The 14311-nt window shown below is 34.8% G+C and carries 11 protein-coding genes; all 11 read right to left on the minus strand.

Annotated features, from left to right (window positions below; translation table 11 throughout):
* Positions 1-167: helix-turn-helix domain-containing protein (locus tag CN946_RS05755; RefSeq protein ID WP_176547224.1), on the minus strand; the 167-nt coding region annotated here is incomplete at its 3' end.
* 148 nt (positions 168-315) lie between these two features.
* Positions 316-555: a gas vesicle protein GvpG gene (locus CN946_RS05760; RefSeq protein ID WP_098860269.1), complete on the minus strand. Its 240-nt coding sequence runs from the start codon at positions 553-555 to the stop codon at positions 316-318.
* The gene (locus CN946_RS05765; protein WP_098860270.1) at positions 552-1304 is read right to left on the minus strand and encodes a GvpL/GvpF family gas vesicle protein; all 753 of its coding nucleotides are present in this window, start codon (positions 1302-1304) and stop codon (positions 552-554) included. The genes CN946_RS05760 and CN946_RS05765 overlap by 4 nt, the downstream gene beginning before the upstream one ends.
* 1 nt (position 1305) lies before the next feature.
* Positions 1306-2190: a gas vesicle protein GvpN gene (gene gvpN / locus CN946_RS05770; RefSeq protein WP_098860271.1), complete on the minus strand. Its 885-nt coding sequence runs from the start codon at positions 2188-2190 to the stop codon at positions 1306-1308.
* Positions 2191-2204: 14 nt separating this feature from the next.
* The gene (gvpO, locus tag CN946_RS05775) at positions 2205-2465 is read right to left on the minus strand and encodes a gas vesicle protein GvpO (RefSeq protein ID WP_098860272.1); all 261 of its coding nucleotides are present in this window, start codon (positions 2463-2465) and stop codon (positions 2205-2207) included.
* A 56-nt stretch (positions 2466-2521) separates the two neighbouring features.
* Positions 2522-2758 (minus strand): gas vesicle protein GvpJ, encoded by a 237-nt coding sequence (gvpJ, locus tag CN946_RS05780; RefSeq protein WP_069033480.1) that lies wholly within the window; start codon positions 2756-2758, stop codon positions 2522-2524.
* Positions 2759-3072: 314 nt separating this feature from the next.
* Positions 3073-4104 carry a C40 family peptidase gene (locus tag CN946_RS05785; protein WP_098860273.1) on the minus strand — a complete coding sequence of 344 codons (1032 nt, stop codon included), beginning with the start codon at positions 4102-4104 and terminating at the stop codon, positions 3073-3075.
* Positions 4105-4125: 21 nt separating this feature from the next.
* Positions 4126-5211: a dipeptide epimerase gene (locus CN946_RS05790; RefSeq protein ID WP_098860274.1), complete on the minus strand. Its 1086-nt coding sequence runs from the start codon at positions 5209-5211 to the stop codon at positions 4126-4128.
* Between the two features lie 112 nt (positions 5212-5323).
* Positions 5324-5641 carry a DUF3870 domain-containing protein gene (locus CN946_RS05795; RefSeq protein ID WP_098860275.1) on the minus strand — a complete coding sequence of 106 codons (318 nt, stop codon included), beginning with the start codon at positions 5639-5641 and terminating at the stop codon, positions 5324-5326.
* 293 nt (positions 5642-5934) lie between these two features.
* Positions 5935-10047: a S8 family serine peptidase gene (locus CN946_RS05800; RefSeq protein ID WP_098860276.1), complete on the minus strand. Its 4113-nt coding sequence runs from the start codon at positions 10045-10047 to the stop codon at positions 5935-5937.
* Between the two features lie 557 nt (positions 10048-10604).
* A complete protein-coding gene (locus CN946_RS05805) occupies positions 10605-14186 on the minus strand; it encodes a bifunctional 2',3'-cyclic-nucleotide 2'-phosphodiesterase/3'-nucleotidase (RefSeq protein WP_098860277.1) in 3582 nt (1193 codons plus the stop codon).
* Positions 14187-14311 lie beyond the last annotated feature (125 nt).

The raw sequence follows: 14311 nt of genomic DNA on the forward strand, positions 1-14311 counted from the left end.
TCTTTTCTTAACAGGCCATCATAAATAAACTTCCCACCGTTTTTATAACTTTCTTCTTGCTTGGACAATGCCCAGTTATAAGCCCATCTAGCAGTTCCCACTGATTTCCATAATTGTGTTTTTTGTTTTTTAGTTGGTCTTAATCTTACTCTTTTTGCAAGTATCAATGTTTTATTCATATTATTAAGAGTTTGTTCAGTTCCACCGATCGAATCAACTTTCAAATTACTCACCTCATGTATTCTATATAAACACAATGAGTGTTTTGCATTTAGAACAAATTGTGATATTTTTATAAACTTTTATAAATTTAAATTAACAGTTGTTAGCCTCCCGTTCTTTCATTTTTGCGACTTGATATCGCAAAAGTAATTCCTCTTCTTGTTGTTCATAAATGTCCTGCGAAACTTCTCCTAATTCATACATCATTTGTAGACGGATCAATTGTTGCTCAATCGTTTTCGAGTCAAATAAAACGCGGTCAGCTTCCTCCTTTATTTTTTCACCTAATAGAATGATTGATTTTAGTGGAAAGGCTAAAGCTTTAAAAATCATGAACTATCTCCTGCCGTTATGGTTAATTGAATAAAGTTATATGCTGGCCATGGTCCAGAGTATTTGAATTCCACTTTATCTTTCCATAATTCATAGAGCTCATTAACTTTTTCATCAAAGATTTCTTCTTGCTCGCGATCAATTAAAAAAGCAGCATTAAGAAGCATTGTTTCGTATATAGGAGGGTTTGATTTAGAGGCACTCGAAAGTGTAGAAAGAGGTGAATAAATCGCTTTGTATAGATTGTGGTGCAGAGCATAGAAAAAGTCTTTTGTTTTTTCTCCAAGTTTAATCTTTTCATAAAAAGCTGCTTCTTTCTGCTGATTTACCTTCTCCTTAAGTTTTTGTATGTCTACATTCATCCGTATTTCTTCTTCTAACCATTCCTTGCGTGCAATGATTTTTAAACCAACCTCAATTTTATTATTTATTTTCTGAAAGATTGATTGCAGTTCGTCACACAGTTTTTCTAGTAATAAATGAATCTCTTCTGAAGAGGAAAATACATTATTAAAACTCAGTGGAATGACGGTAAACTGTTGCATAACAAAAGAGATCACACTTTGATGGGCTAGTAAATTTGCACGAGTTGGAAGGTAGTCCTGATCAGGAACATCTGCAACAATCATCACAATTTCTTTAAATCGGACTGGATATAGTTTAATTTCGTTTCCTTCCCACTTTGTGAAACCAAAATCGGGATCGATATTCGTTTGGATGATACAAAATGGATAAACACCTTCACTCATCTCAACTTCCCTCCATTTGTAAACTGATAGATTTTACAATGAATTGTTTAGCTTGTGAGTATGTTTGAACTTTTTCAGCTTGTTTGAGGTGATACCAAAAAATATCTGTACATAAGATCTGAAACTGTTGATCATAAATTGTAATTGGAATATTATTTTGTTTTGCGATCAAGGCAAGTTTAATAGTAGTACGAAGACTTTGATGTTTATTTTTTCTACAGTGATGACGGACAATTTGCACTAAATTAACAATATAAAGACTTTCTTTTTCCGATAATCCAGTTTTTTGTGATAAGATAGAACACTCTGTTTCAAAATCCATTTTTTCGATTGGAATCGTAATCATTCGATCAAGTAGAGCATCTTGTGCTTCGAATATCCCAACATACTCCTCTGGATTACTTATAAAAATAACTGAAAAGTTAGGATGCACTGGCAATAAAGATTCTTTCCTTTTCATCCCATATAGAGGAATCACCCTCTCTTCCAAAATTGATAAAAATAAGTTGTTAGTTTCTGGATGTGATCGAGTGAATTCATCATAAATCAATGTATATCCTTTGGTCGCAGCTTCTATTAAGGGACCGTTAACCCATGTTTCTTTAATTGTTTCTTCCTTTTTGTAAACGGAATGAATATAATTATCGATCATTTTTTTCTTTGTAAAGCCATTAAAACTCCCAAGCAAATCCTTATTAGACATTTCATGATTCCCATGAATTAAGAGTGATGGTCGACCTATTTGTTTTGCAATATGAAGTGCAAGTGAAGTTTTTCCAACACCTGCTGGTCCTGTAAGATGAACTGAAAATCCAGATTGTAAATAAGACAGTACTCTTTCTGTTAAACTATTCAAATAAGGAGACGATATAAAACTTTTTTCCATAGTTCTCTCCCTCCTCACTCATGTAGAATTGCGCTTCTAGCACGCAATGATTTTCTTTGAAATGATACAATCTCTAATTCAGCACTAAGCAAAACAGAATAAACTCCTAATAACTCATCTTTAGCGTGAGCTTTCATATATTCTTTTTCTTCAATTACCTCAACGGTTAGTTCCCAACCTTTGTCTGATTTATAGACGTGAGTAATTTTATGAACTGGTCGAATATACTGCCCAAAAAAAGTTTTTACTACTTCTAGTATTTTAATAATTTCCATAATAGCCCCCTTGTCTAAAAAAGTAGACCAAAGCATAAAGCCTTGGCCCTACTTGCTTACGCCACTTCTTCTTCCTCTTCTTCTTCTTCGTCTTTCAGCAATCCTACTGCTTCTGCATATCGTAACCAAGTATCAACACTAGCGATGACAACACGAGCTTCAATTGCTAAAAGCTCAATGCCGACAAGTGATACCCTTACAAATGCATCAATAACCACCCCTTTGTCAAGAATACGGTCGATTACTTCAGCTAGGCTGGAAGAATCTACACTTTTTTGAATGGAAGCCAACATGTATCCCTCCTTTCTTATTAAAATAAGAAAGAAATGATAGAATACGAGAAAATAGCAATTTCTCGATCGAGATCCCATCTCTTTCCCTCTATCCTATGGGACAAGCAAGTTGAGAGTGATAGACTTTATTCAAAATGAATCAATATTACCATACTCCAATTTTTTCCAATTGGAACACAACCTCATTTATTGGGTAATCAGCATAGAAAAAGCATAATAAATCTAGCATCCTAGAAAAAATAAAAACCCATGAACAAGTGCAATTGTTCATGGGTTTTCAACTTTTCTATACCAATAAAAAACTATCTACTAAATTATTCTTCCCAATAACGACGAGCACCAGAAAATTCTTCAATATAGCCAGGAGTGTTTAATGGAATGATTTCAACACTTCTAGCAGCATTAGGAGCCTGAATCATTAAACCATCACCGATATACATTGCAACGTGATGTACTGATCCTGATCCGTTGTTACTTGCAAAGAATAGTAGGTCTCCTGGTTGAATCTCATCTTTTTTAACTTCTATACCGCTCTTAGATTGAGGGCCTGAGTCTCGTGGAATTGTTATACCATATGACTTAAATAAGCTATATGTAAATCCTGAGCAATCAAACCCAAATCCCGATACTCCAGCCCATAAGTAACGTAAACCAAGGAACTTCTTCGCCGTATTAATTAAATTTTCAGGAGTTGCCTTAGGGAACTGATTTTCATTTTGATATACTGCAACATCTTCTTTTTTAATAAATTTATTTCCATCATCTGGCGTTGCAACCATTACAACGTCTCCAAAATCTTTAACGACAGGTAAGCGAGTATTAAAGCTAATTTCCATAAACTTATGATTTAATGCTTTCCCATCATACAGCCAAGCTGTTTGACTAGATACCATAATAAATGGACTATCCTTATAATTCTCTAATCGATCATCTGTTGTTAATTGTCTTTTTGGCATCCAACCAGGATAGCCTTGTGCGTTACGAGGAGTAGGTTGACCTTCTACGGCAACTTTAACCCAGTCACCTGACTCTTCTAAAATGGTTACTTTTGTACCGTATACTGCTTGTGTTTCAAGATAACTTGTTAGCCAACGACGAACTTCAGTATCTTCCATATTAGCTGACCATTGACGCGGATCAACTGGATTGCTTAAAGATGGCGCATCAATATCTCTAACTTGGAACCTACCGTTTGTCGTCCATTGAGTCGAAACAGACACATCGATGTAGGCTGTCTCACCTGGAGTAAGTTCTTCTTGTGATGTTGCTAATGATTGACTTGTCATTGTAGAAAGTAAAGTACCTGCAACACATAAACTTAAAATCAAATTTTTTGTCTTTTTCATCGTAAAACTCCTCTCCCTATTTTAACGAAGACTTTTTGATAATCTTCGGTGTAGCCCTAAACCAGGTAAGGATGATAAATGCACTTCATCCCCAATAAACTCAATTCCATCAAAATCTTGATTCTTTAACCAAAGTGGAGCATCTAAATCGATTTTTCGAATATTTGGATGGGCAGTAGCAATATGTGCTGCCGCAAGTACTGAGACCGAAGTTTCCATCATACTGCCAATCATGCAAGGAATATTCGCTCTTTCAGCAATATCTGCAATTTGCATTGCTCTTCTTATTCCCCCTGTCTTCATTAACTTAATATTTAGAAGATCAACTGCATCCTCTTTAATCAGACGTATTGCATCCTGGGGAGAAAAAAGACTTTCATCGGCCATGATTGGTGTATTAACGTTTTGCTTAACAAATTTTAGTCCATTAATATCTCCTGCATGAACGGGTTGCTCAATTAACTCGATTTTAGAATTCAGCTGTTCTAATTCTTGGATAATCGAAACGGCTTGTCTTGGCGTCCATCCTTGATTGGCATCTACTCGGATCGTGACTTCATTACCGACTTTTTCACGGATTGCCATAATTCGTTCAATATCCCTCATCCAATCTTTTCCAACCTTGATTTTCAAAATAGAAAAGCCATCCTTGATAATTTGCATCGCATCATGACTCATTTCATCCACTGTTCCTACACTAACGGTCATATCGTTTTTCAATTGATTTGTCCGCCCTCCAAGATATTGATAGAGTGGAAGATTAAGATGTTGACATAATGCATCATACAGTGCAATTTCCATAGCTGCCTTCGCACTTGTATTTGCCACACAAGAGCGTTCAATCATTAGAGAGAGTTCATTAATATTTCGAATATCTCTTCCTAATAGTAGTGGCGTAAGTACAGTCTTTAAAATTGCTTCAATACTTTCTTTTGATTCTCCTGTAATCGCCAATGTTGGTGCTGCAGCCCCAACTCCAACAATCCCATCCTCTAGCTGGACATAGACAAAAATGTTCTCTATTTCAGTAGCTGTCCTAAGAGCTGTTTTAAATGGCTTTTTTAAAGGGAAAACTTCTGTTTGCACTTGGATCGATTGTATAATCATCGTTTTTGTCCTTTCCTAAAAAATCTTGTATTAAATAAAAAATCCAGCTATTAGAAAGGGACGTCCCCTGCTAATAGCTGGATTTCATCTACGAAAATAGATAAAGCAGCGTTTAAGATTCAATTATTTGTGTGTATTTTATATTTGCATTTTTAAAGGCTACTGCCAGAGCTTTCTGAGAAGAACCAAAATAACGTGTATTAATTTCTTGTATTACCCTATCCACATCTAACATTGAATGTCCAACAAATAGTTGTTGCACAAAGGCTGACGTTAAAGAAATTGTAGCTGAACAATCGGCATCAACAATTAAATGACTTGTCCGATCAACTACCAATCCAATAAAAAAAGCATTATATTTTTGCATAATCGGATTATTGGATGAAGTCTTTGCATCACCAATAAGATAGATCGTATCTTTACTGTACAATTTTTTTCCTCCCGCAAAACAGGTATTCCGTTCATAATCCCAACCGATGAGGAAAGAATTGGCAACGGCATATGTATTCGCATACAGTTTATATTAATATACGAAACTGTTTTTGACAATATATTATGAATATTCTGTTTTAAATAAAGGAAATGTGAACTAGATTGAGACGCTTACTTTTTTACTAGAAAGAGTTTATTATCGTTCTTTTATAATGAAAACCACAAGAGAAAAATTTTCACTTGTGGTTTTTCATTAAACTTGCGGAAGTATAGTAGCGAAATAAATCAAAATTATTGAACGCCTAGTGCACTTTTCACACTTGCTAAAGTAGCTGATTTAAACTTCTTTAAAGGTAATGGTGCGTTATCTACATCCTTATTTTGTTGTAAATAATTCATTTCCACATATCCAAGATCCCTAGCATCAACTTTTCCATCAAAATTAATATCTGCATTTCGATTAGAAGTGCCCCAATATGTTTGAATGTATAAAGCATCTAGAATATCGATCACATTATCTTGATTCACATCACCAGCAACTGCATAACCCCAGAATACTCCTGCCATACCAGTGTAGTACATTAGTAACTGTCCTGAGGTGCTACCATTCTTTTCGAACCCTATTTGAATCTGGCGCTTCATCGTAAAGTGTCCAGGCAGTTTCATTTCCCAAGTGAATGGTTTATCAGTAATTGGAAGTTTTGAAATACGATATTCTCCACTTCTAGCGATGCTAGATGTACCATCATACACATTACCATCCGCATCGATTATTCGGATTGATGCACCAAGTTTTGTCCAATCAGGGGTTAACGATACTCCATACCCTCTTAATGTCCCAAATATTTCTGAGAACGTTGGTTGTATTTGGAAATCCATGCCTGTAGAAGAGACAGAAGTCGTTTTGCCTAATTCATCTGTACAAGAAAGTGTCGGATTGATCGATGCACTTAATGCAAATGATGTATCCTTCGCTTTTAATTTAAGATTAATAGCAGGTAAATTTCCACTAACAGTGCTCGTTCCATCCATAACTAGTTTTACTTTTGACGTGTTACCTGTCGTTGAAACCGTTACCTGGTAACCACCGTAATTTGAAAGTGCATCATTTCCCTTTACTTCTACAATTTCAAAGCTTTGTCCAATATTACTTAGCGTCCACTCTGCTGTTCTTAACTTTTGTACGTTATTTAAGCTAAGTGTAGTAGATACCGTTTCTCCCATTTTTACATTTGTTTTGTCAGTCTTAATTGTCGCGTATGGAGTTCCGGCTTTTACAAAATAGTAGTTTTTCTTAAGACTCGAATTTTTTGCCCCATCTAATCCATTTACTGTAAATTTCGTGAAAGAAGTTGTTTCACTAATTGGCAAGTTAAAGTTTGCTAAGCCATCCGTGCCCACAGGAAGTACAGGATTACGGCTACCATTAATAGAATAATTGAATGTATTTATCGATTGATTACTATTCATTCCCGATTCTGCCATTTTATCCACTTCATTGTCTAAAACTTTGACTTGAAGAGGAACTGTTTTCAATCCCGGCTGATATTCATTTATAACTGGTGAGTCATTTCCATCTAAAGATGTTGTGATTGTAGGACCATACGGATCTACAAATATATCATTTGAAGAAGTAGAAATATTATCTCGTTCACTTGTACCAATTAATTTAATTTTGTAATATCCAGGTTTTGCATAGCTTACTTTAGACGAAATCGGATGATCTGGATCACCGGTAAACGCATAGTATTTACCTTCAAATATTCTTTCTACAAAATAGTTCGTATTATCATATAGTGTGTCTGCAGGAATAGATTCTAAAAATCCTATATCCTTGCCAGTTTTTCCATCTACTACTACTAAATCTAGCCATTTCATCTGAGATTTTAATTTGAAATTTAATCGAACCTGCCACGTAGCAGAACTGTTTACAGTCTCTTGTAATTGGTACGGTGAAATTACATTTGAAGAAAGACCTGTAGAGTCAATTCCTTCTTCAGTAGTTCGCACACTAAATGGTACCCTATATTGTTCATTTTTGTCGTCCTTGTTTGTGATCATTAAATAACCTTCATATATACCTGCTTTTGCTGTCGCAGGTACTTTTATTGAAACAGGGATTTTTGTTGATTCCAAAGCTGGAACTGAAATATCAGTTGGAATGTCTAATTTTACCCCATTGGCACTAGCATCCAGTGATCCTGCAGCATCCGTTTGAAAGTTGACTGCTATATCAAAATTCTTTGTTTTATTTTCAATATTACGGAAATTTACCATCTTCTTAACTGAAGAATCTTCACCAGCATAAAGACTACCGTAGCTTAGTCCCCCAGTTTTCTCTTTTGAATTGACAGTCTTACCATTTATCATGATAGGCGTTCTATCTTCTACGCTTATTTCCATTCCAGTATGCACGGCACGATAAGGATCTACCCGACCAGCTCCTTCTTCAAACACACTATATTTATCCGCTAAAGGTTTAGCTGTATTCATCAAAATCGTCTTAATATCGCCTGGTTGAAGCTTTGGATTCGCCTGTAGTAACAAAGCTGAAATTCCTGTTACATGCGGAGCAGCCATAGATGTACCAGACATACGATTATAGGCAAACTGATAATTAGATGGATCATTTTTATAAATATCATAAGCAGGAACACTTGATAAAACACTTACTCCTGGCGCTGTGATTTCTGGTTTTATATCATAATTTTGACGTGAAGGTCCGCTAGAACTGAAATAAGCCAGCTTATCGCCTTCTGTAAATCCTTCAGTATAATCTTTAAAGGTCAATTTGTTATGGCCTGCAGCTACTTGTGCTTTAAAATCTATTCCTTGTTCATAGCTCATACTAAATGTAGGTAAGAAGTTTTGATCCTCTCTTACAAAGTTCGCTGGACCTGCATTTGGTATATTATTATACGCTATTACCCCTAGTGCCCCATGTGCTTTTGCATAAGTAACTTTCGTTTGTGTACCAATCGTTCCTGTATTGATTAAGACCCATTTTCCATTTACATCTTTATTCTTATAGTCTGAATCTAATCCAACTCCTAAATCAACAATATCCATCGTTTGTTTATCAAATGATTTGAGATCTGCTATAAAGTTTGAGTAGACATTGCTTAAATTATATGCTTTGTCTGATACTCCTTCTAAGACTCCCGTATATTTTGCTACAGAAATAGGTGTACTACTAGCTCCAACAGTCAATGCCAATGTAGCTGCACCAGGAGAACCAAGTGTATACAAACTAGGTCCACTATTTCCTACCGAAACAACTGCTGTGACACCATTAAGAACCGCATTGTTAATCGCTGTACTTGTTGGATATTGAGGATCATTAATATCAATACCTAACGAAAGATTAATGACATCCATCCCGTCCGAAACCGCTCGATCTATTCCAGCTAAGATGGCATCAATTCCTCCTGTCCCAAATGGTCCAAGTACGCGATAGCCATATAATTCCGAATCAGGAGCAATTCCTTTTACAGCTATACCGCTCGTGTTTTTTGCTCGACCAGCAATCGTACCTGAAACATGCGTACCATGATCGGTATAATACGTTGAACCACCTTCTGGGTCCACTGGACTTCCAGCCTTTATCCAATCGTCGTATGAAGTTTCCATCGGATCAGAATCGTTATCTACAAAATCATATCCACCTTTAAAAGCATCTTGTAAATCCGGATGGTGATAATCGATACCAGTGTCAATAACGCCGATTTTTACACCTTTACCTGTAATTCCTTCTTTATGTAACTTGTCCACACCTAAAAATGGAATGCTCTCTATTCTCTTAGTAGACTCTTCTTCGGTACTAGATTCAGAAATCGTCGGTGGTTCAATGGAAACTGTAGCACTTTTATAAACAGCTTTTACTGCATTCGACTCAAGTAGCGTCTTTACTTCGTTCGCAGGTAGATTCATTGAAACCCCATTGTAAGCTGTTTTAAATGAGTGCGTTATTTTATAAGACTTTTTGCCACTTTTTTCTTTTGCTGATGGCAAAATTCTTTCTAAATCATTTTCAAAAGTTACATGTTCCTCACTAACCTGATCTTCCGCTTCGGAAGCCGTCAATTCCTTACTTTCAACAGCCGCATCTAGAAGTGCAACTTTTTCAGGCAAAGACTTAAACTCAACGATAACAGGGATTTCTTTATCCTCTTGTAGTTCTTTTTCATCAAAGCCATGTAAACCATCATTTTCTGAGACTTGGAGTTTAGTCAATGCATCACGCTCTTCTTTTGTTAAAGATGCTAAGATTTGTTCTGCTTTCGTACTTTTTTCAGCAGCATGTACTTTAGACGAAAAACTAGAATATGTATTTGATAAACTACTTGAAACTAAACCTATCCCCAATGTAAGGGCTGAAGCTTTATATATAAACTTCTTATTCATTCTTTTTACTCTCCCTAGTAAGATATTGTTTAAACTTTGTATTGAAAAAGAAACAACCTAGTCAAATATTTATAATATTCAGAATTTGTAATTCAGACATTTACTCTTACTTCTTTCCCTCCTTACTGCTAAGTAAATACAATTTAAATGTATATGCTTCTTTTCAAAGAGTAAATTGGGGGATTTTTATGATTTACTTAACTTTTCATTATAGAAATTTAATGTAAAATATTGTTTTTATTGCTCTATTAACAAAGAACTTTGTTTTATTTTCTATAAAATTATTATTAAGTATGTCGAAATTTCGTTCTTTCATAAAGGATGACTTGGGTTAATATCTACAATTAAAACCCAAAATTTAAAATTCGTGCCGAATTTTATTTAAATTTGTCTGTGACATGTTTTCAAATATAAAGACCTGGTAACTTTTAGCTTTGATAAATAAAAAATAAAACCATGGATTGCGTCTAAATAAAAAAACCTCATTCCATAATCAGAATGAGATTTTTTTGTTAATTTATTTAAATATATAAATAGTATTCATCGATATTAAATGGTTAATTTACTTTTTGAATTCTTCCTTCAACCTCATAAACGAAAGGTCTTGGAAGTGATTTTACATAATCTACAGTTGCTTGAAGGTCCTCTGGTCCTACTTCTAAATCAGTAGAACGTTCGCCAATACCATATTTTACATTTCCGTACATATAGTTGTTTACTACAACTGAATATTCTTTGTTCGGATCAATTTTACTACCGTTTGGTAAAAGGATGTCTACTACTTTTCTAGTTGATGAATCCCACGTATACTTAAATCCAGCGATATGGAAATCTAAGCCCTTATCGGTAATTTGATTATTTAATACAGTCTCAATATCTTGTCCACTAAGCAATACTTTATTTAAGACATTTCCAAATGGCTGAATTGCGAATAAATCACCAAACGTAACTTGACCCGCGTCAAGTGGTGATCGAACTCCTCCACCGTTCATCATTGCGAAGTCTGCATTCATTGCAGCTTTCATTCCATCTGCAATTAAGTTACCTAATGCAATATCACCATAAGTATCAGAAGATGGATATCCTTTTGGTAAAGTTTGCATTGAGTCACCAACAATCTCAGCTTTAATTGGCATAATTAAATCTTCATATTTTTTCATGATCGCAGAAACTGTTGGGTCTGGTGTATAGTCTTTTTGATAAACTGTTACAACTTCTGCTTCCTTCTTAACAATATCACCTGTTACTGCATCTAATTCTAAATCTACATCAGAAAATGCAGAACCATATGAATATGCTTGTACGATTAATTTATTATCAACTACTTTATCATTAAATACATGATTATGAGCAGCAAAAATAACATCTACTTCATCATCTACTTTTTCAGCAATATCAGTTGCATCATATAGATCCGCTTTACCTGTTTGAAGAGTAGGGTTATGTGCTAATACTACGATTGCTTTAATCCCTTGTTTTTTTAGAATATCCGTATAATGGTTAATTGCTTCAACTTCATCACGAATTTCAAGCGTTTCATTTCCTTTTCGAACAATCATATTAGGAGTCTCTTGCGTTACTACTCCGATGAAACCAATCTTTTTACCGCCCACTTCTTTAATTGTGTATGGTTGAGTAATTAATTCTCCTGTTGCAGAATCATATGCATTGGCAGCAACCACTGGAAAGTTCATTCCGTCATACCCTTTTGTACCTTTAGGATGTTCTCCACCATTCATCATACGCTTTAATTCAGCAATGCCTTCATCAAACTCGTGATTACCTACTGTTCCAACGTCAAAGCCCATTGCTTCCATCACTTCAACTGTTGGTTCATCTTGGAATAACGCAGAAATCAGTGGGCTTCCACCAATCATGTCACCAGCGTGAACTAGTAATGTATTTGGATTTTCTGCTTCATGTTGTTTCATTGCGGCAGCTGTGTATTCCATGCTTCCTGCTAGTACTTCTTGTCCATTAAGCGTAACTTTTGTATCCGTATCAAGCTGGCCATGAAGATCATTTAAGCCTAATAATTGAACTTTAATATTTTCTTTTGTACCTAAATCTAATTTAAAAATTCCAAAGCCTGCATTATCAGTTTTATTTGTAAATGCAATGTTACTATTAGGCTTTATAAATTCTTCCGCTCTTGGTGAAGTCGTAAACGTTACATTTACTCTTCCGCTAATTGGAGCAATCGACCAGTTATGATCTGCTGTTGGTGTAATTGTTTTCGATTCAGAAATGTAATCCATTAAGATTTGACGATTTTCATCAGCAGAATCTACTACAAGTTCGCTACCTTTAACACCTGGGAAATTACCACCGCCACCAGCACGATAGTTATTTGTTACAACGATGAATTCCTGATTTAAATCAATTGGTTGTCCATTATAAGTTAAGTTTATTACTCGACTTGAACTACTATTAACTAGATTTCCGTTTATATCATACTTTGCTGGTTTTGTTACATCAATTTGGTAGTTAACACCGTCAATTACATCAAAGTTATAAACAGGGAAAGCAGGATTTAATAATGCTTGTTCTTCTGTTTTATTTGGATCAATTTGATTATATTTACCGGCCGTCATTTCAATCCATTCTTTAACAACAGAACCTTTTACTTTAATTGCTTTTAACGTATTATCATAAAGATAAAGATCGCCTGCACTTCTTATTGTAAGATCGCCTTTTTTAATCTCAGTATATTCAGCTACACCATTACGGCCAGCTTTAAATGGAGCTCCTACTGATAAAATCGGTAATTCTTTATATTCTGATTTCTTTTCAGCAATATATTTTTCTACAAACCATTTTTGAGCATTTGTAACAACTTGGATCGATGGATCATCTTGTATTAATGAAAAATAACTATGAATATCATCGGTAGTTGTTCCAATTGGTGTATTTACATACTTAACTGTTGCATCATGATTTGGTGTAACAGCCTTTACGATCTCTTGATCCGGAACTACTGTACTTTTTGTTACTGTTTTACCTGTAGTTGGATCCTTTACATCAGCCCATATTTCTCTAGTTGAAGACTGAGAATTTACTACTGACCATTTTCCTTTTTCTTTTTTAAGTGTTAGGTCAATTAATCCTAATGAACCACCGCCGTATCCTGCTTGAACTGCTGGTACTCCGTTGATTGTTCCTTTCGAATTATCAACACCTGGTAATGGCTTTTTATCTGCCCCTAAAAATAATGCATCAAGTGTAGCCTCTGATTTTGCTGGAAATACCTTATGTGTATGAGAGAATGTAATTGCATCAATACCAGGTACTTCACTTAATGAATAAATTACGTCTTCAGTATTTTCTTTATTCGCATTAAATCCTGAATGAGTCATCGCAACAATTACGTCTGCTCCGTCTTCTCTCATTTCAGGAATGAATTTTTTAGCTGTTTCTACTATATTTTTAGTGATGACTTTTCCATCAAGATTTGCTTTGTCCCACTCACTAATTTGTGGAGGAACAAATCCAATGAAGCCGATTTTAATTACGTGTTTCTTACCTTGTTCGTCGATCACTTTTTTATTAATAATTTTATAAGGATTAAATTTGTTTTGATCATTATTAGGATTATTATCGTGATCATCTACGTAAACGTTTGCATTAATGTACGGAAAATCAGCATCATTATATGCTTCGTTTAAAAAGTCTAACCCATAATTAAATTCATGATTACCTAAAGTTGCAATATCATAGCCCATTAGGTTCATTGCTTTAAATACAGGATGAACTTCTTCTTTTTTTAATGGGTCAATTTTTGCTTCATAAGTTCCGAGTGGAGTACCTTGTATTAAATCCCCATTATCGACTAAAACATTATTTTGAACTTCTTTTCGAGCTTCCTTTACTAAAGTAGCAGTCTTAGCTAATCCAACTTTTTCATAAGCTGCATCCTTGTAGTAATCATAGTTTAATAAATTTGTATGGATATCTGTCGTTTCCATAATTCGAAAATTTACTAAGTCCTTCTCATCTTTATTCTTAGCTGCAAGCACATTTACAGCTTCAGCCTCTTTTGGTGTTGCATAAGCCGGAGTACTCACTACTGACATACTTAATAAAGATAAAGCTAATGAAAATGATAACGCTTTCGTATTTGTGCGATTCTTTCTCCTCATTTATATTCCCCTTATATATTTTATTAGGATTTCATTAAAAAACATCCCCGAAAATTATTATAAAATTAAAATAGGTTAAAATATATTTAATTATACTTAAACAAAGTTAACGATTTCTTAAGGAG

This window comes from Bacillus sp. AFS053548, from assembly GCF_002575105.1.
GTDB lineage: Bacteria > Bacillota > Bacilli > Bacillales > Bacillaceae_G > Gottfriedia.

What these genes read in the sequence shown, in the direction of transcription:
- gvpO (WP_098860272.1), bottom strand. Translation starts at nt 2,465, where the DNA reads ATGGAAATTATTAAAATACTAGAAGTAGTAAAAACTTTTTTTGGGCAG.
- CN946_RS05785 (WP_098860273.1), bottom strand. Translation starts at nt 4,104, where the DNA reads ATGAAAAAGACAAAAAATTTGATTTTAAGTTTATGTGTTGCAGGTACT.
- CN946_RS05760 (WP_098860269.1), bottom strand. Translation starts at nt 555, where the DNA reads ATGATTTTTAAAGCTTTAGCCTTTCCACTAAAATCAATCATTCTATTA.
- CN946_RS05765 (WP_098860270.1), bottom strand. Translation starts at nt 1,304, where the DNA reads ATGAGTGAAGGTGTTTATCCATTTTGTATCATCCAAACGAATATCGAT.
- gvpN (WP_098860271.1), bottom strand. Translation starts at nt 2,190, where the DNA reads ATGGAAAAAAGTTTTATATCGTCTCCTTATTTGAATAGTTTAACAGAA.
- CN946_RS05790 (WP_098860274.1), bottom strand. Translation starts at nt 5,211, where the DNA reads ATGATTATACAATCGATCCAAGTGCAAACAGAAGTTTTCCCTTTAAAA.
- gvpJ (WP_069033480.1), bottom strand. Translation starts at nt 2,758, where the DNA reads ATGTTGGCTTCCATTCAAAAAAGTGTAGATTCTTCCAGCCTAGCTGAA.
- CN946_RS05800 (WP_098860276.1), bottom strand. Translation starts at nt 10,047, where the DNA reads ATGAATAAGAAGTTTATATATAAAGCTTCAGCCCTTACATTGGGGATA.
- CN946_RS05805 (WP_098860277.1), bottom strand. Translation starts at nt 14,186, where the DNA reads ATGAGGAGAAAGAATCGCACAAATACGAAAGCGTTATCATTTTCATTA.